Genomic DNA, 24439 nt, shown 5'->3' with positions numbered 1-24439 from the left:
GACGGCATACTTCTCTAGAATCATCAGCAAATATTCACAGCAGTGTCACCACAACTCCGTAGCGCAAGGCGAGGCAGATGAAAACCGAACTAGTGCTGCACCTGACGGGGGCCCGCGGCGCCCCGGCGCGTGCAGCGACCGGGACCGCCGCCCGCCTGGCAACGCGGAATAACACCAGGGCAGGGGGTGCAGGGCGATGACCGCGGTAGGTGTAGCTGACGCCCTACAGGCAGACATCGAGGGGATCTCGCAGCCCCGGGCGGTGGTGGTCGGCGTGATGGCCGGCGAGGGGGTCCAGGTCGGCGTCCTGCTGGACGCCAACGCCCCGGTTTCGGTGATGACCGAGCCCCTGTTGAAAGTGGTCAACAGCCGGCTGCGGGAACTCGGCGAGACCCCGCTGGAGGCCACCGGCCGCGGCCGGTGGGCGCTCTGCCTGGTCGACGGCACGCCGCTGCGCGCCACCCAGTCCCTGACCGAGCAGGACGTCTACGACGGCGACCGGCTGTGGATCCGGTTCCTGCCCGACACCGAGCACCGGTCCCAGGTCATCGAGCACATCTCGACCGCGGTCTCGGCAAACTTGAGCAAGCGGTTCGCCGCGATCGACCCGACCGTCGCGGTCCAGGTGGGCGCCTCGATGGTCGCGGTGGGGGTCGTCGCGGCGTCGGCGCTGCTGGCGTGGTGGCGGTGGCACCACAACTCCTGGCTGCCCACGGTCTACACCGCAATCATCGCCGCGATCGTCCTGGCGGTGGCGATCATGATGGCCATGCGGGCGAAGACGCAGTCGGAGCGCCTCGTCGCCGACACCATCCTGCTGAGCGGCCTCGCGCCGCTCACCGTGGCCGCGGCCTCGGCGCCGCCGGGCGGCGTCGGCTCCCCCCAGGCGGTGCTGGGCTTCGGCGTCCTGACCATCGCCGCGGCGCTGGCGCTGCGCTTCACCGGCCGCCGGCTGGGCATCTACACCGCGATCATCACGATCAGCGTGGTCACCGCGATCGCCAGCCTGTCGCGCATGGTCGCGATGACCAGCGCGGTCACCAACTTCACCTGTGTCGTGCTGGTCTGCGTGCTGGCCTACCACGCCGCACCGGCGCTGTCGCGCCGGCTGGCCGGCATCCGGCTGCCCGTCTTCCCGTCGGCCACCAGCCGGTGGGTGTTCGAGGCGCGACCCGACCTGCCCACCACGGTGGTGCGCCCCGACGGCGGCGCCCCCGTCCTGGAGGGACCCGCGTCGGTGCGCGACGTGGTGCTGCAGGCCGAACGGGCCCGCTCGTTCCTGACCGGCCTGCTGTTCGGACTCGGCGTGCTGGTGGTGGTCTCGCTGACCGCGCTGTCGAACCCGCACACCGGCGAGCGCTGGCTACCGCTGCTGCTGGCCGGCTTCACTGCCGGGTTCCTGATGCTGCGCGGCCGCTCCTACGTGGACCGCTGGCAGGCGATCACGCTGGCCGCGACGTCGGTGATCATCGTCGCCGCGGTGGTGGTGCGGTACGCGGTGGGGCTGCACTCGCCGCTGGCGGTGTCGATCTGCGTGGCCATCCTGGTCCTGCTGCCCGCGGCGGGCATGACGGCCGCGGCGGTCGTGCCCAACACCATCTACAGCCCGCTGTTCCGCAAATTCGTGGAATGGATCGAATACCTCTGCCTGATGCCGATCTTCCCGCTGGCGTTGTGGCTGATGAACGTCTATGCGGCGATCCGTTACCGCTAGCGGCACGGTGCGGCGTTCGCGCGCAGCCCGGGCCGCCGTCGCCGCGCTCCTGTTGACCTCGGGTGCGTTGGCCGGGCTGCCGCCGGCGTCCGCGATTTCACCCCCGCCGATTGATCCTGCCGCAGTGCCGCCCGACGGCACGCCCGCGCCGCCGGCGCCGATGAAGCAGAACTCCTACTGCACCGAGGTCGGCGTGATACCGGGCACCGACTTCCGGTTGCCGCCGAAGTACATGGACATGCTGAACCTGCAGGAGGCATGGCAGTTCGGGCGCGGCGCCGGGCAGAAGGTAGCCGTCATCGACACCGGCGTGACCCCGCACCCCAGGTTTCCGCACCTGATCCCCGGTGGCGACTACATCATGTCGGGGGACGGGCTGTCGGACTGCGACGCGCACGGGACCATCGTGGCGTCGATGATCGGCGCAGCCCCGGCCAACGGGGCGGCCGCACCGCCGGCGGCGCCGCGCAAGCCGGTCACCATCCCCACCACCGAGCCGCCCCCGAAAGCCCCGCCGCCGCAGACGGTGACGTTGTCGCCGTTGCCGCAGACGGTGACGATGGTGCCCCCGACGGAACCGCCACCGCCCGGGCCCGCCGGGCCGTTCGGGGCACCGCCCGCGGCGCCTGCGCCGCCTGCACCCCCGCCCGCGCAGGCCCCGTCGGCCAACCACGGCGGGCCGGGCACGGTGACGATCCCCAGCTACGTTGGCGGCCGCCAGATCGTGGGCATTGACAACCCCGCTCATCCGGCCGTCCCGCTCGACCCGCCCAAGCCGCCGCCGCCGCCCGACGCCTACAGCGGCATCGCCCCGGACGTCGACATCATCTCGATCCGCCAGTCCAGCCAGGCCTTCGGCCTCAAGGACGCCTACACCGGCGACGAGGACCCGCAGACCCGGGCCAAGATCGACGACGTCGAGACCATGGCGCGGGCGATCGTGCACGCCGCCAACATGGGCGCGACCGTCATCAACATCTCCGACGTGAACTGCATGAGCGCGCGCAACGTCGTCGACCAGCGCTCGCTGGGCGCCGCGGTGCGCTACGCGGCCGTCGACAAGAACGTCGTCATCGTCGCCGCGGCCGGCGACACCAGCAAGAAGGACTGCAAGCAGAACCCGGCCTACGATCCCATGCAGCCCAAGGATCCCCGCGGCTGGAGCGGTGTCACCACCGTGGTGACGCCGTCCTGGTTCAGCGACTACGTCCTGACGGTCGGCGCGGTCGACACCGAGGGTCGGCCGCTCACCCAGAACGGCGGGCAGGGCTCGTCGAGCGTGGCCGGCCCTTGGCTGGGCATCGCCGCGCCCGGCAGCGACGTCATCGGGCTGTCGCCCCGCGACGACGGCCTGATCAATGCGATCGACGGCCCGGACAACACCCTGCTGGTCCCGGCCGGCACCAGCTTCTCGACCGCGATCGTGTCCGGGGTGGCAGCCCTGGTCCGCGCCAAGTATCCGCAGCTATCGGCGTACCAGATCATCAACCGGCTGGAACGCACCGCCAGGGCGCCGGCGCGCGGGGTGGACAACCAGGTCGGCCACGGCGTCATCGACCCGGTCGCGGCCCTGACCTGGGACGTACCCGACGGGCCGGCCAAGCCTCCGCAGCAACTGTCGGCGCCGCTGAACCTCCCGAAAGCGGCCCCGCCCCGCGATATGGTGCCAGTATGGGTGGCAGCCGGAGGGTTGACCGCAGCTCTGCTGATCGGTGGCGCCGTGTTCGGTATAGCGATGTTCATCAAGCGGACACGTAAGCAGCAATGAGGTCGGAGCAGCGAAACCAATGAAGGCTCAGCGCAGTTTTGGATTGTCCTTGTCGTGGCCGCGGGTCACCGCGGTGTTCCTGATCGACGTCCTGATCATGCTGGTGGCCAGCCACTGCCCGGCGTCGTGGCAGGGCGAGCACCGCATCGCGTTCTGGGTGGGTGTCGGCCTGGCGACATTGGTGACGCTGTTGTCGCTGGTCACCCACCACGGGCTGACCGTGACCTCGGGCCTGGCCACCTGGCTGTGGGACTGGTCGGCCGACCCGGGCACCGCGCTGACGGCGGGCTGCACGCCCGCTATCGACCACCAGCGCCGCTTCGGGCGCGACACGGTCGGCGTGCGCCAGTATGAGGGTCACCTGGTGACGGTGATCGCCGTGGACGGCGGGGACGACGACGCCGGACGCCACCGGCACCGGACCAAGGCGGGCGTCCTGTCGGTCGACGCGGTCGCGGATGGCTTGCGCCAGTTCGACATTCACCTCGACGGCATCGACATCGTGTCGATGAAGGTGCGCCGCGGCGGCCCGGACGTCAGAGCCGCCGAGAAATCCAAGTTGGACGACTGGGGGCCCGAGGAGTGGGGCCTGGTCAGTGACGAACCCGCCACCTACGTGCGCCGCACCTGGCTGGTGCTGCGGATGAACCCCCAGCGCAACGTCGCGGCCGTCGCGGCCCGCGATTCGCTCGCCTCGACGCTGGCGGCGGCCACCGAGCGGCTCGCCCAGGATCTCGACGGCCACAACTGCTCGGCCAGGCCGCTGACCGCCGACGAGCTCGCCGAGGTCGACAGCGCCGTGCTGGCCGATCTGGAACCGACCTGGAGCCGCCCCGGCTGGCGGCACCTCAAGCACTTCAACGGGTTCGCCGCCAGCTTCTGGCTGACGCCCACCGACATCACCACCGAGACCCTCGAGGACCTGCTCGCACCCGACGTGGGTGCCGCGGTGATCACGATCAGGCTCGTCACCCGGGGCGGCCGGCCCCAGCTGTCCGCCTGGGTGCGCTACCACAGCGAGCGCCGGCTGCCCAGAAGCGTCTGGTCGGGACTCAACCGGCTCACCGGCCGCCAACTGGCGGCGGTTCGCGCCAGCCTGCCCGCCCCGGCGGCCCGCGTGCTGTTGACCGTGCCCAGCCGTCCGTTGCTCGGCGACGACGATCTCGTGCTGTCGGTCGGTCAGCTTCGCGAGAGCGCGGCAAGCGCGCCCGCAGCGCAATGACGCGCTCCCAATCCACCGCCGAAGACGCCCGCAACGCCATGGTCGCCGGCCTACTGGCGTCGGGCATCTCGGTGAACGGGCTGCAGCCCAGCCACAACCCGCAGGTGGCCGCGCAGATGTTCACCACGGCGACCACGCTCGATCCGGGGATGTGCGACGGCTGGCTGGCCCGGATCCTGGCCGGCGACCAAAGTATCGACGTGCTCGCCGGCGCGTGGGCGGCGGTCCGGACGTTCGGCTGGGAAACCCGCCGCCTCGGCGTCACCGATCTGCAGTTTCGGCCCGAGGTCTCCGACGGTCTGTTCCTGCGCCTGGCCGTCACCAGCGTGGAGTCGCTGGCGTGTGCGTACGCCGCGGTGCTGGCCGAGGCGAAGCGCTACGAGGAAGCGGCCCGCCTGCTCGACGGCGTGGAGCCCCGGCACCCGTTCGACGAGGAAGTGGTCAGCTACGTGCGGGGCGTGCTGTATTTCCGCACCGGGCGCTGGCCGGACGTGCTGCTCGCGTTCCCCGAGGGAAAGACCTGGCGGCATCCCGAATTGAAGGCCGCCGGCGCGGCGATGGCCACGACGGCGCTGGCGTCACTGGGGGTCTTCGAGGAGGCCTTTCGGCGCGGCGAGGCCGCCGTCGAGGGCGACCGGGTTCCCGGCGCCGCCAACATCGCGCTGTACACCCAGGGCATGTGCCTGCGCCACGTCGGCCGCGAGGAGGAGGCCGTGGAGTTGTTGCGGCGGGTGTACTCGCGGGATCCGAAGTTCGGCCCGGCCAGGGAAGCCCTGGACAACCCCAACTACCGGCTGGTGCTGACCGACCCGGAGACCATCGAGGCCCGCACCAATCCGTGGGACCCCGACAGCGCGCCCAGCCGCGCGCAGACCGAGGCCGCCCGCCACGCGCAGGAGGCCGCCAAGTACCTGGCCGAAGGGGACGCCGAGCTCAACGCGATGCTGGGCATGGAACGGGCCAAACGGGAAATCAAGCTCATCAAGTCGACCACCAAGGTGAACCTTGCCCGCGCCAAGATGGGCCTCCCGGTGCCGGTGACGTCGCGCCACACCCTGTTGCTGGGGCCGCCCGGGACCGGCAAGACGTCGGTGGCGCGGGCGTTCTCCAAGCAGCTGTGCGGGCTCACGGTGTTACGCAAGCCCGTGGTGGTGGAGACCAGCCGCACCAAGCTGCTGGGCCGGTACATGGCCGACGCCGAGAAGAACACCGAGGAGATGCTCGAGGGCGCGCTGGGTGGGGCGGTGTTCTTCGACGAGATGCACACCCTGCACGAGACGGGCTACCACCAGGGTGACCCGTACGGCAACGCGATCATCAACACGCTGCTGCTGTACATGGAGAACCATCGCGACGAGCTGGTGGTCTTCGGCGCGGGCTACGCCAAGGCCATGGACAAGATGCTCGAGGTGAATCAGGGTCTGCGACGGCGCTTTTCGACCGTTATCGAGTTCTTCAGCTACACGCCCGACGAGCTTGTCGCGCTGACCAAGCTGATGGGCCGGGAGAACGAGGACGTCATCGCCGACGACGCCGCCGAGGCGTTGCTGCCGTCGTACACCAGGTTCTACGTCGACGAGAGCTACTCCGAAGACGGGGACCTGATCCGCGGCATCGACACCCTGGGCAATGCCGGCTTCGTGCGCAACGTGGTGGAAAAGGCGCGCGATCACCGCAGTTTCCGCCTGGACGACGAGGACCTGGACGCGGTGTTGGCCAGCGATCTCAGCGATTTCAGCGAGGCCCAGCTGTTGCGGTTCAAGGAACTGACGGCCGAGGATCTCGCCGAGGGCCTCGGCGCGGCGGTGGCCGAGAAAAAGACCACCTGACCGGTCCGGCTCAGCCAAATCTGTTGCAAGCGTGTGGCAGCGAGCTTGACTGGCTTGCGCTTCGATGCCACGATGGCCTGTGCAAGCACCTCGGTAGGTGAGGCGTCTGCACGGATACAGGCCACTGACCTCGAACGTCGAAAGACGCCCAGGGTCAGGACAGCTCTTCCCGGCTTAAGGGTTGAGCCCAAGTGGCTTCCGGCTCTTCAGCGAGCGGGATACGCCGTGTGGTGCCAAAGCTCTGACGAGAGGGGTGTCGCGTCCGGGCTTTTTCCGGACCCTTCTCCCCGTGTGCACGTAGACCGGCATCCCCGTATGCCCAGGCCGCGAGGAGGTGAGAGCGAAATGAGTCTCGACGACAGTCCGTATTCCAGATCGACCATTTCGTCTCGATCCGAACCCGGCCCCTTTCTGAGCGTCTGAACGGTTTCTCCCGACAGGCATCCGTTCGCTCGTGCCCGCCTCGCGGGCTGCGCCCCTGAAGTGCGCGGAAAGTAGCCAGAACTCCCCGCGAGTCCCGGGTTCGGTCCCCCTGTTCGCGTGAGGAGAATCCGATGTCGTTTGTCACTGCGCGCCCAGCTGTGCTGGCCCGCGCTACCGGTCGCGCCGCCGAGGTATCAGCCTCGACGGCAACACAATTCAGCGCCCCCGCCGCGGTCTGTCCGGCCGCGGGCGCACCAGCGATGGCCGCTCACGAGCTGTTCACCGCGACCTTGTGCGCGGTTGCCGGCTCGTATGCGGCCACCGAAGCAGCCAACACCATCGTGGTGAGCTAGACGAGGAGGCCGACGATGACCGTCGTACTGGACTTCGCAATGCTTCCGCCCGAAGTCAACTCCGGCCGGATGTATTCGGGGGCGGGCTCGGGCCCGATGATGGCCGCCGCGTCCGCATGGCACGGGCTGGCCGCCGAATTGCGTTCCACCGCAATGTCGTACGGATCGGTGCTGTCGGCGCTGACCGGCGAAGAATGGCACGGGCCGGCGTCGGCGTCCATGTCGGCCGCGGCCGCGCCGTACGTGGCGTGGCTGGGCACGACGGCCGAGCAGGCCCAGCAGGCCGCTACGCAGGCCGAGGCCGCCGCGGCGGCCTACGACGCCGCGTTCGCCGCCACGGTGCCCCCGCCGGTGATCGCGGCCAACCGCGCTCAGCTGATGGCGCTGATCGCCACCAACATTCTGGGTCAAAACACTCCGGCCATCGCTGCAACCGAGGCGCAGTACGCCGAGATGTGGGCCCAGGACGCCGCCGCGATGTACGGCTATGCCGCCTCCTCGGCGGTCGCGACCCAACTGAGCGAGTTCACCGGTCCGCAGCAGACCACCAGCCCCTCCGGACTGGCTGGGCAGTCGGCGGCGGTCACCCAGGCGCTCGCCACCCCGGCAAGCGCCCAGCAGTCGACGCTGTCCCAGGTGATGTCCGCGATACCGACCACGCTGCAAGGGCTCTCGTCGTCGACGCAAGCCGCGTCGTCCGTTCCCGGATCGTCCGGAATTCTCGGCTCGCTTGGGTCGCAATCCATGGGCAACGACATCTGGTCCGTGTTGCAGCCCAACTCGAATTTCTGGAACACCATCTCGTCGACCGGGCTCGGCATGGCACCAGTCACCGCGCTCGCGCCCTTGATGGGGTTGAGCGGCAGTGGGGCAACAGCGGGTGTGTCCGGCGGCGCCCTCGGGCAGGCCGTAACCGGCACGCTGGCCGGCCCGCTCGGCGGCGCGGGTGGGCTCGGAGGACTCGGCGGCACCGTGTCGGCGGGTTTCGGCAAGGCAGCCTCCATCGGCACGTTGTCGGCGCCGCCGAGCTGGACCGCCGCCGCACCGCTGCACAGCCCTCTGGCTTCCGCGATGGGGGGCACGCCCATGATCGCTCCGCAAGGCGCGGCCGGCATGCCCGGGATGCCGGTGGGTGGGATCGGCGGCCAAGGGTCGGGCCGCGCCGTGCCCCAATATGGCTTCCGGCCCACCTTCGTCACGCGCCCGCCGGCCGCCGGCTAAAAGAGTTGCCTCCCAAAGGATTCGAAGTACGATCATCCATCCGGCGGCGGGGGCGCTCGATGACGGCGGGACCGACTGCCCGGTGAGGGATCGGCCTACCAGGCCGAAATCGTGCCTGCCGCAACGTCGTTGGGCTCCTGCGGCAGCATCAGCACTGGATGTGTTGCCGAACAAGGCGGCGGCGCGGAACGATCGTCTGCACCCGCAATTCTTCGCCCATGAGGTGTGCGACGAGTCATCCGCGCCGGAGCTAAATTCGAGTCTCAGACAATGTCGAATAACACAGTTGACAACGTGGTTATTAGCACATGTCAACATTTACCCGGGGCGTCGATCGCGGGATTTACCTCCGTATCGCGTTTGCCGAAAAGCCTACTAACTGGCTAAACACCGGTGTTCCAGTTCCCTGAGAAGCCGGGTTTGCCATCGGCGGGACGGCCGCGAAATGCAATTTGTTGCATTTCGGCTATTCGCCCGGGAACGCGCCACCGTATGAGTTTTCAATGTGATGCCGGCGCATTGGGACGCCATTGCCCGATACCGGCCCGAATCAGAGGTCGATCTGATGGGTTTCATATGAACCGCACACAGTTGACAGCCGGCCCCCGGGGCCGTGGATAGCATGGCGGACATCTAAGGAACCAAAGGGAATACGAGGGCCACACCATCGTAGGTTCCTAACCGCATGGACCACATGGTCTTTCAGGGAGGAAATCCATGTCTTTTGTGATCGCGCAGCCTGTCACCGGTAGCCGCTGCCGGTGCGCACAGCGCGACTGCAACCGCTTCGCCGACACGGAGCGGATCGCGTTGCCGCCTAGGCGGTTTGGTTGCTACCCGCCGCACAGCCCGAGACTGCTAACCCGCTCGCGGAGTCATAGGTAACCGGAGGCAACGGTTGTGTTTGTGGATTTCGGAGCGCTTCCGCCCGAGATCAACTCGGGGCGGATGTACGTCGGCGCGGGCTCGGGACCGATGTTGGCCGCCGCGGCGGCCTGGGACACGTTGGCAGCCGAATTGCATTCCAGCGCAGCGTCATACGGTTCGATCATCGAGGGGATGAGCGTCGGACCCTGGCAGGGTCCGGCATCGGCGGCGATGGTGGGCGCGGTCACCCCGTATGTGGCGTGGATGACAGCGACGGCGGCGCAGGCGGAGCGGGCGGCCATGCAGGCCAAACTCGCCGCGGCCGCATACGAAGCCGCGTTCGCGGCGACGGTGCCCCCGCCGGTGATCGAGGCCAACCGCAGCCTGCTGATGGCGCTGGTCGCCACAAACATTTTCGGGCAGAATGCCCCGGCGATCGCCGCCACCGAAGCGCACTACGCCGAAATGTGGGCCCAGGATGCCGTGGCGATGTATGCCTACGCCGGCTCGTCGGCGGAGGCCACGCAGCTGGCGCCGTTCGCCGAGCCGCCGCAGACCGTCGATCCGTCGGGGGTGGCCCGCCAGTCCGCGGTCGTCGCGCAAGCCGCCGCCGCGCCCGTAACGGACATCCAGACACAGCTCTCTCAGCTGATCAACCTGGTGCCCAATGTGCTGCAAGGCCTGGGCGCGACCCCCATGGCGGCGACGCCCGTGGGATCGATCATCGACGCCATCTATCCCGCCATATCGAATATCAGGCCGCTTTTCACGGTGCTCACCGGGCCCTACAGCCCCGTCGGCGGAATCATCCTCCCCGGCGGCTGGTGGCTGTTCGCGCTGCAGGGGCTGGGCCTGTCGCAAAACGCGCCGGGTGTCGCCGAACTGCTCAGCGGCGGCAAGGGCATCTCCGGCGCGTTGGCGCCGCTCCGGACGGGATACATCTCCCAGTTGACGCCGGCCCCGGGAAGCGGGGCGGCGGGGTCCATGGGTCACTCCACCCTGGTCGGGTCGCTGTCGGTTCCGCAAGGCTGGGTCACGGCCGCCCCGGTGATGAGGACACTCGCGTCGGTCCTGCCCGGCCCGAGTTCGGCTGCGGCCCCGGCGGTTTCCGCGGCGCCGGAGGGTGCTCTGTTCGGCGAAATGGCCGCGGCGAGCCTGGCCGGACGCGCCCTGGCGGGCGCCGCCGTGCGCACCGCCAGCGGTGGCGGCCGGGCCGCGGTTGGCGCGGTGGCGGACGACGTCGCGGCCACGGCCACCATCATCGTGATCCCGGCGGACTAGACGGGCGATTCGACACGTGGAACTGGGAGGCGCAATGGTCAATGACCCGCTAGGGCCGGTGAAAGGGAAGGTGCCGCAATGAGTTCCGCACTCCAGCCGCCCGAGATCATCTCGGCCGCGATATATGCCGGTCCGGGTTCGGGCCCGATGCTGACGGCAGCCGCCGCCTGGGATGCGTTGGCAGCTGAACTGCAGTCCACGGCCGCCTCCTACGGCGCGGTCGTCGAAGGCCTGGCCAACGAGGCGTGGACGGGGCCGTCGTCCGTCGCCATGGCGACCGCGGCGGCGCCGTACGTGGCGTGGATGTCGGCCACCTCGGCGCAGGCCAAGGCGGCGGCCGACCAAGCCACCGCGGCCGCGAGCGCCTACGAGACCGCTTTCGCGGCGGTGGTGCCGCCGCCGGAGATCGCGGCGAACCGCGCCCAACTCGCGATGCTGGTCACAACGAACATCTTCGGGCAGAACACCGCCGCGATCGCCGCGAACGAGGCCCAGTACGGGGAGATGTGGGCACAGGACACCACCGCGATGTTGGGCTACGGCGCCTCCTCGGCGGCCGCCTCCCGGCTGACCCCGTTCACCGAGCCGCCGCCGACCACCGATGCGGCGGGGCTCGGCGGCCAGGCGGCCAGCGGTCTGGCCGGCGGCAGCAGCGCCGCGACGAATGCCGTGCCGAGCGCCGCGGCCGCGGCCTTCCCGTCCGACATCGTCACGCAGTTGCTGGAGGCCATCGGGAACGGGTCGCGAGGCTACCTGGCATTCTGGGACCAGGTGCTCAATACCGTCACGGGTTCACCGGTGGCCGGGGCGACGTGGCAGAACACCTTCGGGATACTCGCCGACATGGGCCGGTTCAGCACGGTGGCCAACGACAGCATGAGCCCGGTCAACCTGGGCATGACCGAGTTCAAGATGTTCTGGAAGCCACCGCCGGGCGCCCTCGACCTCCCGAAGTCGTCGCTGGGGGCGGGGCTGGGCCTGCAACCGGCGGGCCTGTCCAGGGCGGTATCGGCCGGGATGGCCGACGCGAACGTGGTGGGCAAGTTGTCCGTCCCGCCCAGCTGGGCGTCGGCGACCCCGACGATCAGGATGGCCGCCAACGTGTTGGCGGAGACCAGCCTGGCCGCGGCCCCCGGCGCCGGCATCCCGGGCGCTCTGGTCGGCCAGATGGCATTGGGGGCCATGACCGGAGGTGCGCTGGGAGGCGCGTACCCCCAGGTTCTCAGCGGGAGTGGTGCCCGCGCCCGCGCCACCGGTGACAAGGCGGCCGTCGAGCCGGTCAAACTCGACCATGTCATCGCGAAGCTGCAGAAGGAACCGGATGCGGTGCAGCACTGGAACGTCGAGAAGGCCGGACTCGACGCCCTGCTCGAACGGCTTTCGAAGAAGCCCGGCATCCACGCGGTGCATGTGTCCGGCGACAAGCCGAGGGTCACAGTGCCCGGCGCGCAATCGGGTTGAGTGCCATGAAACGGCTGCTAACACTGGTCAGCGTTATCGCCGCGATCGGCCTCGCGCCACCGGCCTACGGCGAGCCGGAAGGCGACGACGGCGCCTTTCTGGCCGCGTTGGGAAACGCCGGGTTCACCTACAGCAGCCCGGGCCAAGTCATCGCGTCCGCCAGGGCCGTGTGCGGGTTCATGAGCAAGGGCGCAACGGGCCTGCAGGTGGTCCACGACGTCAAGGACCAAAATCCCGGGATGACGATGGACGCCGCGGCCCGGTTCGCCGCGATCGCATCGAGCAGCTACTGCCCCCAGCACTTGACGCCGAAGTCGGGCTAGCCGAACACTCGCAGAGGCGTCACGGCACCGCCGGTTCGTCTCGGCTCCAGGTGCGGTTAACCCGGATCTGCTTTGCTGCCGTCGCCGTCGTGCGATCGGAGGGAAGACCGGCGCCATGCACACCATGACCATCGCGGATTTCGCGCTGCGGCTGGCCGTCGGAATGGGCTGCGGCGCGCTGATCGGCCTCGAGCGGCAGTGGCGGGCACGGATGGCCGGCCTGCGCACCAACGCCCTGGTGGCCACCGGCGCCACGCTGTTCGTGCTGTACTCCGTCGTCACCGACGACAGCAGCCCCACCCGCGTCGCGTCCTACGTCGTGTCCGGGGTCGGGTTTCTCGGCGGCGGGGTGATCCTGCGCGAGGGCTTCAACGTCCGCGGCCTCAACACCGCCGCCACCCTGTGGTGCTCGGCCGCCGTCGGCGTGCTGGCCGCCTCCGGGCATCTGCTGTTCGCGCTGATCGCCACCGGCGCCGTCGTCGTCATCCATCTGTTCGGGCGCCCGCTGGGCCGGCTGATCGACCACGACAGCACCGTCGAGGAGGACGAGGGCCTGCAGCCCTACCGGGTCCAGGTGGTCTGCCGGCCCAAGTCCGCCAAATACGCCCGCGCCCAGATCGTGCAGCACACCGCCAGCAACGACATCACGCTGCGCGGCGTCCACACCGGCCAACCCGGCGACGACGGCAACATCACGCTGACCGCGCACCTGCTCATGGGCGGGCACACACCGGCCCGCCTCGAGCGGCTGGTCGCCGAGCTGTCGCTGCAGCCGGGCATCTACGCGGTGCACTGGTACGCGGGTGAGCAGGCGCAGGCGGACTAGCGGCCGGGGTCGTCAGGGCCGGGCCTGCAGCTCCGGTGCGGCCGCGGCGAGCAGGTCTTCCCGGTTCCCGGTCAGCGGGGGATAGATGCGGCGGGTGTTGATGGTCCGCTTGGTGGCCTTGGCCCGGGCGCCCGTCGCGGCCACCGCCCGCTCCCACCCCTCGGTGTAGACCGCGCCGGCCGGCCCGAGGTCGAGAACCGTGACGTACCAGGGGATCCGAAGCGCCAGCAGCGGGCGGCCGAGCAGGTCGCTGACGACGTTGTAGCCCGCGTAGCGGCCCATCGGGCGGCCGTGCTGGCACGACATCACCGACAGGTGCTCGTCGTCCATGCGGGCGGCGGCCACGTCGCCCGCGGCGAAAACCGCGGGCACGCCGACCACCCGCAAGCAGTCGTCGACCTCCACCCGGCCCAGCCGGTCGCGCGGCACGGGAAGCTGCTCGGTCAGCGGGCTGGCCCGCATGCCCGCGCACCACACCACGGTCGCCGCCGCCAGGTGCTCGCCCGTCGTCAGCGCCACGCCGCGCTCGGTGATCTCGGCGACGCCGGCCGCCGTCCTGGTCTCGACGCCGTCGTCGGCCAACGCCCGCTCGATCACCGGCCGCGCGGCGGCGCCCATGTCGGAGCCCACCGCCGGGTTGCGGTCGATCAGGATCACCCGTGGGCGCACGCCGGGGAAGAGGGCGCGCAGCCGCTCCGGTAGCTCGCAGGCGGTCTCGATCCCGGTCAGCCCGGCGCCGACCACCACGACCGTGGCCGCCGCCGGCGACGGCGCCGCTCCGGCCAGGGCGTGCAGGTGGCGCTGCAGCGCCACGGCACCGTCGTAGGTGTCGACGTCGAAACCGAACTCGCGCAACCCCGGCACGGCGGGCCTGACCAGCTGGCTGCCCGCGGCCAGCACCAGCCGGTCGTAGTGGTAGCGGCCGCCGTCGGCCGAGGTGACCGCGCGTGCCACGGTGTCGATGCCGGTCACCTCGGTGGCGACGTGCGCGACGCCGACGGGATCGAGCAGGCCGGCCAGCGGGATGCGACAGTCGCCCAGGTCGGCTTCGTAGTTGCGCACCCGGATGTCGTGGCAGGGTTGGGCGCTCAGCACCGTGATGTCGATCGTGCCCGCCGGCACCCCCAGCTCGTCGCGGCGCCGCGCGGCGCCGAGCGCCGCCCACAAGCCCGCGAAGCCGGAGCCGATCACCACCACGCGCTCCGGGCCGCTCACACGTCGTAATCTATCGGTGTGACCACCCCGGCCGGGTTCTTCTCCGCACTGCCACCACCGATGCGGGACCCCGTGCTGTTCGCCATCCCGTTTTTCCTGCTGCTACTGGCCCTGGAGTGGACGGCCGCGCGCAAACTGGAGCAGCTCGAGGGCGCCCGGCCCGCCTCCGGGTCCCACTTCACCCGCGACTCGATGGCCAGCATCTCGATGGGGCTGGTTTCGGTGGCCACCACGGCCGGCTGGAAAGCCCTGGCCCTGTTCGGCTACGCCGCGATCTACGCCTACCTGGCGCCGTGGCACCTCTCGCCGGCCCGCTGGTACACGTGGGTCATCGCGATCCTGGGCGTCGACCTGCTGTACTACGCCTATCACCGCCTCGCGCACCGGGTGCGGCTGATCTGGGCGACGCACCAGGCCCACCATTCCAGCGAGTACTACAACTTCGCCACCGCGCTGCGCCAGAAGTGGAACAACAGCGGCGAGATCCTGATGTGGATCCCGTTACCGCTGTTGGGGATTCCGCCGTGGATGGTGTTCTTCGCGTTCTCGGTGAACCTGATCTACCAGTTCTGGATCCACACCGAGCGCATCGACAAGCTGCCCCGCCCGTTCGAGTTCGTCTTCAACACCCCGTCGCACCACCGCGTGCACCACGGGATGGACCAGCTGTACCTGGACAAGAACTACGGCGGCATCCTGATCATCTGGGACCGGCTGTTCGGCAGCTTCCAGGCCGAGGCGTTCCGCCCGCACTACGGGCTCACCAAGCGGGTCGACACGTTCAACATCTGGAACCTGCAGACCCGCGAATACGTCGCGATCGCCCGCGACTGGCGATCGGCGAGCCGGCTGCGCGACCGGTTGGCCTACGTCTTCGGGCCGCCCGGCTGGGCGCCGCGGCCGGCCGGCCAACCCGCCGAAGCGGCCCCGCTGGCCGCGTCGGGGTAACGCCGGGCCGTCCGATAACGAAATGATCAACGCGGGGTGACGGTTAAGACATAGCCTCAACCCCGCGGGTCGGTATGTTCCCCGGACGGATCGGAGCTCATCGTGGACCGCCTGGCAATGCGCGCCCTGGCCGCGTCGGCTTCTGTGGCTTGCGTCGCGGCACTCGCATCCTGGTTGTCGCCCGCGGCGGCCAAGGCGGACGGCCCGGTGGTGTTTCCGGGCATGGAAATCCGCCAGGACAACCGCGTCTGCACGCTCGGCTATGTCGACCCCGCGCTGAAGATCGCCTTCACCGCGGGCCACTGCCGGGGCAATGGAACCGTCTTCGACCGGGACCACAACGTCATCGGCCGGCTGGCCACGTTCCGCGACAACACCCCCAGCGGCACCACGGTGGCCACCGACCAGGTGATCTCCGACTACGAGGCGATCGTGCTGGACAGCGGCGTCACGGCCAACAACATCCTGCCGGGCGGGCGGCCGCTCGAATCGAACCCGGCCACCGCGCTGCAGCCCGGCGAGGCCGTCTGCCACTTCGGCGTCGTCACGGGTGAGACGTGCGGGACCGTGGAGAGCGTCAACAACGGGTGGTTCACCATGTCGCACGGCGTGCAGAGCCAGCGGGGCGATTCCGGGGGACCGGTGTACCTGGCGCCCAACGGCGGCCCCGGGCAGATCGTCGGGATTTTCAACAGCGTCTGGGGGGACCTGCCCGCGGCGGTGTCGTGGCGGGCGACCTCCGACCAGGTCCGCCAGGACCTGGGGGCGGGCACCAATCTCGGCTGATCCCGTTCACCCGGCCGGCGCGAGCGCGAACACCGGGATCCGCGCAGCCCCGGCGAGCAGCTGCTCCTCGGTGGAGTCCGGCGTCAGGCCGCCGACGTAGTCCTTGACCTGCCAGTACCACCGGTCCAGGTAGCGCCGCAGCAGCTCGGGCTTGGCCGCGTCGTCGAGCTCGCCCGCCCGGGCCGGCCGGCGGCGCCAGCGCGGGCCGACCTCGACGACGCCGGCCGCGCGCACGTTGCGCGCCCACTGGGTGTTCCCGCGCGGCGAGACGAGATAGTCCACGCCGTCGACGGTCAGCAGGTTGACCACCACCGCGCGGGGCTTGCCGCTCTTTCGTCCGCGGACGCGCAGCGCGCGGGTTCCGGCGATGCTGATGCCCAGCTCCGCGAGCCAGCGGATCACCGTGTTGGCGGCGCGGGCCGCCCGGTTCGGTTCCTCATACGTGGCCATGGTGGTCCTCCCGACGGGTTTTGAGAGCGGTGCTCTCTATGACGGACACGCTGCCACACCGCCGCAGGAAAAGCAAGAGCAGTGATCTCGGTTGTGTCAGACTGGGCGCGTGGGCAAACGCCAGCAATCGCGGGAGCAGATCGAGGCGCGCATCATCGACCTCGGCCGCCGCCAGCTGGTGGAGCGCGGGGCCGGCGGGCTGTCCGTCCGCGCGATAGCCCGCGACCTGGGCATGGTGTCCTCGGCGGTGTACCGCTACGTCGCCAGCCGCGACGAGCTGCTCACCCTGCTACTGGTGGACGCCTATTCGGACCTGGCCGACGCGGTGGATCGGGCCCGCGAGACCGCGGGCGAGCTGTGGAGCGACGACGTCGTCGTCATCGCGCGCGCGGCGCGCCGCTGGGCGGTCGCCCACCCGGCCCGCTGGGCCCTGCTGTACGGCAGCCCCGTGCCGGGATATCACGCACCGGCCGACCGCACGGTCGCCGCGGGCACCCGGGTGGTGGGGGCGTTGTTCGACGCGGTGGCGGCCGGGATCACCACCGGCGACATCCGGCTTACGAATGACCTTGCGCCACAACCGATGTCGTCGGACTTCGAACGCATCCGCCACGAATTCGGGTTTCCCGGCGACGACCGGGTCATCGCGAAGTGCTTCCTGCTGTGGGCCGGGGTGCTGGGCGCCATCAGCCTCGAGGTGTTCGGGCAATACGGCGCCGACACCCTGACCGACCCCGCGGCCGTGTTCGACACCCAGCTTCGGTTGCTGGTGGACGTGCTGAGCCAGCACTGATCGCGGCGAACTAGAACGTGTTCATTGCGCGTTTCCGGTTCCCGAGGACCCGCTGGCGGCAAAGTCCGTCGGGCCCCTTCTGGCCGGCGATGGGCTGGGATATCCTGCGTTGCGATGCCCCTTCCCGTTCAATCGCCGACGCAGATCGCGTGGGTCACCCAGGACCTTGATGCCACCGAAACGGCCCTCACCGGCCTCTTAGGCGTCCGGAAATGGGTGCGCATACCAGACGTGCACTTTGCTCCGGACGCGTGCAGCTACCACGGCAAGCCGGCGGATTTCGTCGCCGGCATCTCGCTGAGCTACCTCGGCGACATGCAGCTGGAACTGATCTCACCGGTGCGCGGGGAGAACATCTATAGTGACTTTCTGCGGGAATCGGGGCCCGGTCTGCACCACGTCTGCATGGAGGTCGAGAGCCCCGGGCAATTCGATGCCGCACTGACCGAGGCCACCGAGCAGGGTGCGGCGGTGGTGCAGCAGGGCGTGATGCCCGGCGGCATCCAATTCGCCTATTTGTCGGCGCCGCAGGCGGGAGTGCCGTTTCTCGAAATCGCCTACGTCTCACCCGAGATGCGGGCGTTCTACGACTACATCAAAGGGGAGCAGCGGTGAGCACCTCGATTCCCGACACCATCGACGCGGACGCCGTGACGTCGTGGTCGGATGACGTCGACGTTGTGGTGATCGGCTTCGGTATCGGCGGCGGGTGCGCGGCCGTGAGCGCGGCGGCCGCCGGCGCGCGGGTGCTGGTGCTCGAGCGTGCGGCCGCCGCCGGCGGCACGACTTCGCTTGCGGGAGGCCACTTTTACCTCGGGGGCGGGACCGCGGTGCAACAGGCGACCGGCCACCCCGACTCGCCCGGGGAAATGTACAAGTACCTGGTCGCCGTGTCGCGGGACCCGGACCACAAAAAGATTCGCGCCTACTGCGACGGCAGCGTCGAGCACTTCGACTGGCTGGAGGCGCTGGGCTTTCAATTCGAGCGCAGCTACTTCCCGGGCAAGGCGGTGATCCAGCCCAACACCGAGGGGCTGATGTTCACCGGCAACGAGAAGGTGTGGCCGTTTTTGGAGCAGGCGGTGCCGGCGCCGCGCGGGCACAAGGTGCCCGTGCCCGGCGACACCGGCGGCGCCAGCATGGTGATCGAGCTGCTGCTCAAGCGGGCCGCGAGCCTGGGCGTGCAGGTCCGGTACGAGACCGGCGCCACCCAGCTCGTCGTCGACGGCGACGGGGCCGTCACCGGCGTGCTGTGGAAGCAGTTCTCCGAAACCGGTGCGATCAGGGCAAAGTCGGTGATCATCGCTGCCGGGGGATTCGTGATGAACCCGGAGATGGTTGCCGAGTACACGCCGAAGCTGGCCGAGAAGCCGTTCGTCCTCGGCAACACCTACGACGACGGGCTGGGCATCCGGATGGGCGTGTCCGCCGGCGGCGCCACCCAGCACATGGACCAGATCTTCATCACCGCCCCGCCGTACCCGCCGTCGATCCTGTTGACCGGGATCGTGGTGAACAAACTCGGCCAGCGGTTCGTCGCCGAGGACTCCTACCACTCCCGCACCGCCGGGTTCATCATGGATCAGCCGGACAGCGCGGCGTTCCTGATCGTCGACGAGGCGCACCTCGAGCACCCCAAGATGCCGCTGGTGCCGCTGATCGACGGCTGGGAGACCGTCGCGGAGATGGAAGCCGCGCTCGGCATCCCGGCCGGCAACCTGGAGGCGACGCTGGACCGCTACAACAGCCACGCCGCGCGCGGCGAGGACCCCGACTTCCACAAGCAGCCGGAATTCCTTGCGCCGCAAGACAAAGGACCCTGGGGTGCGTTCGACATGTCGCTGGGCAAGGCGATGTACGCCGGCTTCACGGTGGGGGGACTGGCCACGTCGGTGGACGGGGAGGTGCTGCGCGACGACGGCTCGGCGGTGCCCGGCCTGTACGCGGTCGGCGCGTGCGCGTCCAACATCGCACAGGATGGCAAGGGATACGCCAGCGGCACGCAACTGGGTGAGGGGTCGTTCTTCGGGCGCCGCGCGGGTGCGCACGCGGCCCGAGGGGCCGGGGGCGCGGCGGCGCGTTGAGACCCGGCGCCGGCTTACTCCGGCTTGAATCCATCGTGTCCGTCGGTCCCCAGCAGCCCGCCCGCACCGCCGGCGCCGATGCGGCCGGCGTTTCCGCCTAGCCCGTGCTTGCCCCCGTTACCGCCGTTGCCGGTCAGGACGGCGTTACCGCCGTGTCCGCCGTTGCCGCCCGGATGCATCCCGCCGCCGTGTCCGCCGGCGCCGCCGTCACCCCCGTCGCCGAACAGCCCACCGGTCCCGCCCGCGCCGCCGTCACCGCCGGCACCGGACAGCGTCCCGCCATTGGCGGAGACGCCTGTGACGCTGGAGCCGCCGGTTCCGCCGTCGCCACCGGCGCCGAACAACAAGCCGGCATTGCCACCGATCCCACCGGCACCGCCCGCGCCGCCGGCGCCGAACAGCAGCCCACCCGCGCCGCCGGCGCCGCCTGCGCCGGCGTGGCCCGCGCCGGTGTCCCCACCCGCGCCGCCGGCTCCACCCGTCCCGAACAGCACTCCGCCCGCGCCGCCGTGGCCGCCTGCTGCGCCGGCGCTACCCGAGCCACCGGCCCCGCCGTTGCCGATCAACATTCCGCCGTCCCCGCCGTTTGCCCCGGTCCCTGGCGCCCCGTTGATGCCGTTGCCGATCAGGGGTCGCCCCGTCAACGCCAGCGTGGGCGCGTTCACCAGGTCCAGCAGTCCCTGTAGCGGGTTGACGCCGGTGGCCTCGGTGGCCGCATACGAGCCCGCCGCAGCGGCGAGGACCCGCACGAACTGCTCATGAAACGCCGCCGCCTCGGCGCCGAGTTGCTGACCGGCCCGCGCGTGTCCGGAAAAGACCGCGGCGACGGCTGCCGACACCTCGTCACCACCGGCGGCCGCCAGCTCCGTCGTCGCGGCGGCAGCAGCCGTATGAGCAGTCATGACCGCCGAACCGAGACGTGCCAAATCCGTCGCCGCCGCCTCCAAAATCGGCGGGACCGCGATCACGAACGACATGTGAGACCTCCGGGCAGCGATGACTACGTGCCGCGACGATATGAGGCGGGTCACGCCGGCGTCATGACCACAACGAGGCATTTCGGCCGTGCTGCTGGATAGTCAGATCTGGCTATCGAGCCGGGCTGCGCAGGGGGTCGCGCCCCCAGGCCGCCCCGAAAAGCGTTAGACCTGAGCGGGTTCCGCGCCCACCGGGCACAGCCGCCACTTGCCGCCGCCGAGCAGCTGCAGCTCCTGTTCGTGATGCTGCTCGACGGTGTGGCGGTGGCTGACGCTGACCACGACGCACTCGGGTAGCTCGGCGCGCAACAGCTGATACAGCGCGAACTCCAGGCCCTCGTCGAGCGCCGAGGTGGCCTCGTCGAGGAACACCGCCTTGGGCTTGGTGAGCAGGATCCTCGCGAAGGCGACCCGCTGCTGCTCGCCGGGGGAGAGCACCTTGGCCCAGTCCTCCTCCTCGTCCAGCCGGTCATACAGCGGTGTGAGAGCCACCTTGGTCAACACGTCGCGCAGTTCGTCGTCGGAGACGTTGTCCGGCGGACTCGGGTAGCACACCACCCCGCGCAGGCTGCCCAGCGGCACATACGGCAACTGCGACAAGAACATCGTCGCGTTGTCGCCCGCGGGGCGGCACAGCGTCCCCGAGGCATACGGCCACAATTCGGCCAGGCTGCGCAGCAGGGTGGTCTTGCCGGCGCCCGAGCGCCCGGTGATCACCAGCGTGTCGCCGGTGTCCAGTTGGATGTCCAGCGAGTCGATCAGCTGATCGCCTTCGGGCGTGCGCACCTCGACGTGGGCGAGTTCGACGGCGGTGTCCTCGCTGGGCTTGACCAGCAGCGCCGGCAGCGCGCGGCCGCGGGCGTTGGCGTCGACGAGGCCGTGCAACCGGATGATTGCCGCCCGGAACGCCGCGAACGCGTCGTAGTTGTTGCGGAAGAACGACAGCGAGTCGTTGATGCTGCCGAAGGCCTGCGCGGTCTGGGTGACATCGCCGAACTGGATCTCCCCGGCGAACAGGCGCGGCGCCTGAATCGCCAAGGGCAGCGGGATGATGGTCTGCGTCGCCGACCAGTTCCACCCGTGGAAGATGATGCTCCGGCGGACGAACCTGCGGTAGTTGTCGATGATCGGCGTGAAGCGCCGCCACAGCTGGGACCGCTCGACGCGCTCGCCGCGGTAAAAGCCCACCGCCTCCGCGGCATCGCGCAACCGCACCAGGGCATAACGGAAGGCGGCGTTGAGTTTCTCGTTGTTGAAGCTGAGCCAAATCAGCGGGCGCCCAAGCCAAACCGCGACCACCGTCACGATCAAGACATAGACCAGGACCGTCCAGAACATCGCCCGCGGCACGTTCACGCCGAAGAAATCGAAGCCCCCGGACAAATTCCACAGGATCGCGGCGAACGAGATCACCGATGCCACCGCGTTGACGGCGCCGAACAGCAGCGTGTTGGTCGTCCCGTTGGACGGGGCGTTCGGGGTGCCGCCGACCCCCGCGGTGAAGATGTCGACATCCTGCTGGATGCGCTGGTCGGGGTTGTCGATCGTGTTGTCGATGAACAGGTCTCGGTAATACGCGCGGCCGGCCAGCCAGTCGTCGGTGAGGTGGCCGGTCAGCCACATTCGCCAGGCGATGATGTACCGCTGCGTCAGGTAGATGTCGAGGATCACCCGGGCGATGAAGATCGCCGCCAGCAGGATGAAAATCCCGAGCGAGACCCAAAAGTTGTGGATCCCAGACTGTTTGACCTCGTCGTTATTCATGGCCAGCCCCTTGAGGGCCAACTGCAACGCCGTGTACATGTCGTTGCTCTGATAGCTGAACAGCACGGCGAGCCGGACCGAGAACAGCACCAGCAGCAGCAGCACGCCGAGCCCCAGCCACGCCTTGACGCTGGTCGGCCCGACGAAGTAGCCGCGGGTGATCCGCCAGAATTGGCGGCCCCAGGGAGTGAGGTACCTGGCGGCGACCAGCACGGCCAGCAGGCAGACGGCGGCGATCACCCAGGCGATGGCCAACCACCGCAGCGAATGCTGCAATTCCGATGACCAATCGATGGACGGTCTGAACAGCTTCGGGTCCAACTTCGGCGTCTCCTTCTGCGCTCGGCTTCCCCGCAAGCTACCCGAGCGATTCTCGATAGGCTGCGCAGATGAGCATCGACGCTCCGTCCAGCCAGACCGTACATGCCGGCCGGCTCATCGCACGCCGCCTCAAAGCCAGTGGCGTCGACACCGTCTTCACGTTGTCGGGCGGCCACCTCTTCTCCGTCTACGACGGCTGCCGTGACGAGGGCATCCGGCTGATCGACGCCCGCCACGAGCAGACCGCCACCTTCGCCGCGGAAGGGTGGTCGAAGGTCACGCGGGTGCCCGGCGTGGCCGCGCTGACCGCCGGGCCGGGTGTCACCAACGGGATGAGCGCGATGGCCGCCGCTCAGCAGAACCAGTCGCCGCTGGTGGTTTTGGGCGGCCGGGCCCCCGCGCTGCGCTGGGGCATGGGCTCGCTGCAGGAGATCGACCACGTGCCGTTCGTCGCCCCGCTGACCCGCTTCGCGGCCACCGCGCAGTCCGCCGACGACGCCGGCCGCCTGGTCGACGAGGCGCTGCGGGCGGCCGTCGGCGCCCCGTCGGGCGTGGCTTTCGTCGACTTCCCGATGGACCACGCCTTCTCGATGTCCGAGGACGACAACAGTCCCGGCGCGCTGGCCACGCCGCCGCCCGGTCCCGCCCCGGACGGCCACGCGCTCGACCGCGCCACCGCCCTGCTGTCGGCGGCGCGCCGGCCGGTGATCATGGCCGGCACCAACGTGTGGTGGGGCCGCGGCGAGGCGGCGCTGCTGCGCCTGGCCGAGGAGCACCACATCCCGGTGCTGATGAACGGCATGGCCCGCGGCGTCGTGCCCGCCGACCACCCGATGGCGTTCTCGCGCGTCCGCGGCAAGGCGCTGGGCGAGGCCGACGTGGCCCTGATCGTCGGCGTCCCAATGGATTTCCGGCTGGGGTTCGGCAAGGTGTTCGGGCCCGACACCCAGCTCGTCGTCGCCGATCGCGCCGAGCCGGCGCGCGAGCATCCGCGCCCCATCGCGGCCGGCCTGTACGGCGACCTCACCGCGACCCTGACCGCCCTCGCGGGAACGGGCGGCACCGACCGTCACGACTGGGTCGACGCGCTGCGGGCGGCAGAGACCGCGGCGCGTGGTCAGGAGGCGGCCGAGCTCGCCGACGACCGGGTCCCGCTGCACCCGATGCGGGTGTACGCCGAGCTGGCGCCGCTGCTGGACCGCGACGCCATCGTGGTGATCGACGCCGGGGACTTCGGGTCGTACGCCGGGCGGGTGATCGACAGCTACCAGCCCGGCTGCTGGCTGGACAGCGGCCCCTTCGGCTGCCTCGGCTCGGGTCCCGGCTACGCCCTGGCCGCCAAGCTGGCCCGTCCCGACCGCCAGGTGGTGCTGCTGCAGGGCGACGGCGCGTTCGGCTTCAGCGGCATGGAGTGGGACACCCTGGTCCGGCACGAGGTGCCGGTGGTGTCGGTGATCGGCAACAACGGGATCTGGGGTCTCGAAAAGCACCCCATGGAGGCGCTGTACGGCTATTCGGTGGTCGCGGACTTGCGCCCCGGGACGCGCTACGACGAGGTGGTGCGCGCCCTGGGCGGCCACGGCGAGCTGGTGTCCGCGCCCGCCGAGCTGCGGCCGGCGCTGCAGCGGGCCTTCGCCAGCGGGCTGCCGGCCGTCGTCAACGTGCTCACCGACCCGACGGTCGCTTACCCGCGCCGATCCAACCTGGCCTGAGGCTCCCGACCCGCCGCGAGCGTCCGCATTTGTACGTAAAACCCCGGCGTGTCGCGCACAAACACGGGCGCTCGCGGTGCCGGACGGGTCGGCGGGGTCGC

19 protein-coding genes, 1 pseudogene and 1 riboswitch are annotated in these 24439 nt (G+C 69.9%); of the genes and pseudogenes, 16 read left to right on the top strand and 4 right to left on the bottom strand.

Annotated features, from left to right (window positions below; genetic code table 11):
- Positions 1-196 precede the first annotated feature (196 nt).
- From eccD to AC5Y43_RS08115, 10 genes are all read left to right on the top strand, one after another.
- Positions 197-1714 carry a type VII secretion integral membrane protein EccD gene (gene eccD, locus AC5Y43_RS08160; protein WP_499971235.1) on the top strand — a complete coding sequence of 506 codons (1518 nt, stop codon included), beginning with the start codon at positions 197-199 and terminating at the stop codon, positions 1712-1714.
- A complete protein-coding gene (locus AC5Y43_RS08155; protein ID WP_499971233.1) occupies positions 1692-3482 on the top strand; it encodes a type VII secretion-associated serine protease mycosin in 1791 nt (596 codons plus the stop codon). The genes eccD and AC5Y43_RS08155 overlap by 23 nt, the downstream gene beginning before the upstream one ends.
- 19 nt (positions 3483-3501) lie before the next feature.
- Entirely contained in the window at positions 3502-4704 is a 1203-nt protein-coding gene (eccE, locus tag AC5Y43_RS08150) for a type VII secretion protein EccE (protein ID WP_499971231.1), read from the top strand.
- Positions 4701-6533 carry a type VII secretion AAA-ATPase EccA gene (eccA, locus tag AC5Y43_RS08145; protein ID WP_499971229.1) on the top strand — a complete coding sequence of 611 codons (1833 nt, stop codon included), beginning with the start codon at positions 4701-4703 and terminating at the stop codon, positions 6531-6533. Before eccE ends, eccA begins: the two co-directional genes overlap by 4 nt.
- An 82-nt stretch (positions 6534-6615) precedes the next feature.
- Positions 6616-6793, top strand: a riboswitch (M-box (ykoK) riboswitch).
- Between the two features lie 294 nt (positions 6794-7087).
- Positions 7088-7309: a PE domain-containing protein gene (locus AC5Y43_RS08140; RefSeq protein WP_499971227.1), complete on the top strand. Its 222-nt coding sequence runs from the start codon at positions 7088-7090 to the stop codon at positions 7307-7309.
- A 15-nt stretch (positions 7310-7324) separates the two neighbouring features.
- Positions 7325-8530 carry a PPE family protein gene (locus tag AC5Y43_RS08135; protein ID WP_499971225.1) on the top strand — a complete coding sequence of 402 codons (1206 nt, stop codon included), beginning with the start codon at positions 7325-7327 and terminating at the stop codon, positions 8528-8530.
- Positions 8531-9436: 906 nt separating this feature from the next.
- Positions 9437-10678, top strand: coding sequence for a PPE family protein (locus AC5Y43_RS08130; protein WP_499971223.1), 1242 nt, complete (start codon positions 9437-9439; stop codon positions 10676-10678).
- Positions 10679-10756: 78 nt separating this feature from the next.
- On the top strand, positions 10757-12139 hold the full coding sequence (locus AC5Y43_RS08125; protein ID WP_499971221.1) for a PPE family protein: 1383 nt from the start codon (positions 10757-10759) through the stop codon (positions 12137-12139).
- A gap of 5 nt (positions 12140-12144) precedes the next feature.
- Complete coding sequence (locus AC5Y43_RS08120; protein ID WP_499971219.1) at positions 12145-12462, top strand: DUF732 domain-containing protein; 318 nt, start codon at positions 12145-12147, stop codon at positions 12460-12462.
- A 115-nt stretch (positions 12463-12577) separates the two neighbouring features.
- Positions 12578-13288, top strand: coding sequence for an MgtC/SapB family protein (locus AC5Y43_RS08115; RefSeq protein WP_499971217.1), 711 nt, complete (start codon positions 12578-12580; stop codon positions 13286-13288).
- A 12-nt stretch (positions 13289-13300) separates the two neighbouring features.
- On the opposite strand, the gene AC5Y43_RS08110 is transcribed toward AC5Y43_RS08115, so the two are convergent.
- Positions 13301-14503, bottom strand: a complete 1203-nt coding sequence (locus AC5Y43_RS08110; RefSeq protein WP_499971215.1) for an NAD(P)/FAD-dependent oxidoreductase — start codon at positions 14501-14503, stop codon at positions 13301-13303.
- Positions 14504-14563: 60 nt separating this feature from the next.
- On the opposite strand from AC5Y43_RS08110, the gene AC5Y43_RS08105 reads away from it, so the two are divergent.
- Positions 14564-15451 carry a sterol desaturase family protein gene (locus AC5Y43_RS08105; RefSeq protein WP_499971548.1) on the top strand — a complete coding sequence of 296 codons (888 nt, stop codon included), beginning with the start codon at positions 14564-14566 and terminating at the stop codon, positions 15449-15451.
- A 117-nt stretch (positions 15452-15568) separates the two neighbouring features.
- Complete coding sequence (locus AC5Y43_RS08100; protein WP_499971547.1) at positions 15569-16237, top strand: Rv1815 family serine proteinase; 669 nt, start codon at positions 15569-15571, stop codon at positions 16235-16237.
- Positions 16238-16243: 6 nt separating this feature from the next.
- Here the strand turns inward: AC5Y43_RS08100 and AC5Y43_RS08095 are convergent, their stop codons facing one another.
- Positions 16244-16687, bottom strand: coding sequence for a nitroreductase family deazaflavin-dependent oxidoreductase (locus AC5Y43_RS08095; protein ID WP_499971213.1), 444 nt, complete (start codon positions 16685-16687; stop codon positions 16244-16246).
- Positions 16688-16796: 109 nt separating this feature from the next.
- On the opposite strand from AC5Y43_RS08095, the gene AC5Y43_RS08090 reads away from it, so the two are divergent.
- The 3 genes from AC5Y43_RS08090 to AC5Y43_RS08080 all read left to right on the top strand — a co-directional run bounded on the left by AC5Y43_RS08090 (position 16797) and on the right by AC5Y43_RS08080 (position 19564).
- Entirely contained in the window at positions 16797-17480 is a 684-nt protein-coding gene (locus tag AC5Y43_RS08090) for a TetR/AcrR family transcriptional regulator (RefSeq protein WP_499971211.1), read from the top strand.
- Between the two features lie 114 nt (positions 17481-17594).
- Positions 17595-18095, top strand: coding sequence for a VOC family protein (locus AC5Y43_RS08085; protein WP_499971209.1), 501 nt, complete (start codon positions 17595-17597; stop codon positions 18093-18095).
- Positions 18092-19564: an FAD-binding protein gene (locus AC5Y43_RS08080; protein ID WP_499971207.1), complete on the top strand. Its 1473-nt coding sequence runs from the start codon at positions 18092-18094 to the stop codon at positions 19562-19564. Before AC5Y43_RS08085 ends, AC5Y43_RS08080 begins: the two co-directional genes overlap by 4 nt.
- 29 nt (positions 19565-19593) lie before the next feature.
- Here AC5Y43_RS08080 and AC5Y43_RS08075 read toward each other — a convergent pair.
- Both AC5Y43_RS08075 and bacA read right to left on the bottom strand, forming a co-directional pair.
- Positions 19594-20541: pseudogene (locus AC5Y43_RS08075) on the bottom strand (PE family protein); the annotation flags it as partial.
- A 165-nt stretch (positions 20542-20706) separates the two neighbouring features.
- Positions 20707-22626 carry a vitamin B12 ABC transporter pemease/ATP-binding protein BacA gene (gene bacA / locus AC5Y43_RS08070; protein WP_499971204.1) on the bottom strand — a complete coding sequence of 640 codons (1920 nt, stop codon included), beginning with the start codon at positions 22624-22626 and terminating at the stop codon, positions 20707-20709.
- Between the two features lie 68 nt (positions 22627-22694).
- Here bacA and AC5Y43_RS08065 point away from each other — a divergent pair, with 68 nt between their 5' ends.
- On the top strand, positions 22695-24338 hold the full coding sequence (locus AC5Y43_RS08065) for an acetolactate synthase (RefSeq protein ID WP_499971201.1): 1644 nt from the start codon (positions 22695-22697) through the stop codon (positions 24336-24338).
- Positions 24339-24439 lie beyond the last annotated feature (101 nt).

The sequence above is a fragment of the Mycobacterium sp. NGS57 genome (genome assembly GCF_059812405.1).
This window is presented reverse-complemented; position numbering and strand designations above follow the sequence as displayed.

What these genes read in the sequence shown, in the direction of transcription:
- eccD (WP_499971235.1), top strand. Translation starts at nt 197, where the DNA reads ATGACCGCGGTAGGTGTAGCTGACGCCCTACAGGCAGACATCGAGGGG.
- AC5Y43_RS08155 (WP_499971233.1), top strand. Translation starts at nt 1,692, where the DNA reads ATGCGGCGATCCGTTACCGCTAGCGGCACGGTGCGGCGTTCGCGCGCA.
- eccE (WP_499971231.1), top strand. Translation starts at nt 3,502, where the DNA reads ATGAAGGCTCAGCGCAGTTTTGGATTGTCCTTGTCGTGGCCGCGGGTC.
- eccA (WP_499971229.1), top strand. Translation starts at nt 4,701, where the DNA reads ATGACGCGCTCCCAATCCACCGCCGAAGACGCCCGCAACGCCATGGTC.
- AC5Y43_RS08140 (WP_499971227.1), top strand. Translation starts at nt 7,088, where the DNA reads ATGTCGTTTGTCACTGCGCGCCCAGCTGTGCTGGCCCGCGCTACCGGT.
- AC5Y43_RS08135 (WP_499971225.1), top strand. Translation starts at nt 7,325, where the DNA reads ATGACCGTCGTACTGGACTTCGCAATGCTTCCGCCCGAAGTCAACTCC.
- AC5Y43_RS08125 (WP_499971221.1), top strand. Translation starts at nt 10,757, where the DNA reads ATGAGTTCCGCACTCCAGCCGCCCGAGATCATCTCGGCCGCGATATAT.
- AC5Y43_RS08120 (WP_499971219.1), top strand. Translation starts at nt 12,145, where the DNA reads ATGAAACGGCTGCTAACACTGGTCAGCGTTATCGCCGCGATCGGCCTC.
- AC5Y43_RS08115 (WP_499971217.1), top strand. Translation starts at nt 12,578, where the DNA reads ATGCACACCATGACCATCGCGGATTTCGCGCTGCGGCTGGCCGTCGGA.
- AC5Y43_RS08105 (WP_499971548.1), top strand. Translation starts at nt 14,564, where the DNA reads ATGCGGGACCCCGTGCTGTTCGCCATCCCGTTTTTCCTGCTGCTACTG.
- AC5Y43_RS08100 (WP_499971547.1), top strand. Translation starts at nt 15,569, where the DNA reads ATGCGCGCCCTGGCCGCGTCGGCTTCTGTGGCTTGCGTCGCGGCACTC.
- AC5Y43_RS08095 (WP_499971213.1), bottom strand. Translation starts at nt 16,687, where the DNA reads ATGGCCACGTATGAGGAACCGAACCGGGCGGCCCGCGCCGCCAACACG.
- AC5Y43_RS08085 (WP_499971209.1), top strand. Translation starts at nt 17,595, where the DNA reads ATGCCCCTTCCCGTTCAATCGCCGACGCAGATCGCGTGGGTCACCCAG.
- AC5Y43_RS08065 (WP_499971201.1), top strand. Translation starts at nt 22,695, where the DNA reads ATGAGCATCGACGCTCCGTCCAGCCAGACCGTACATGCCGGCCGGCTC.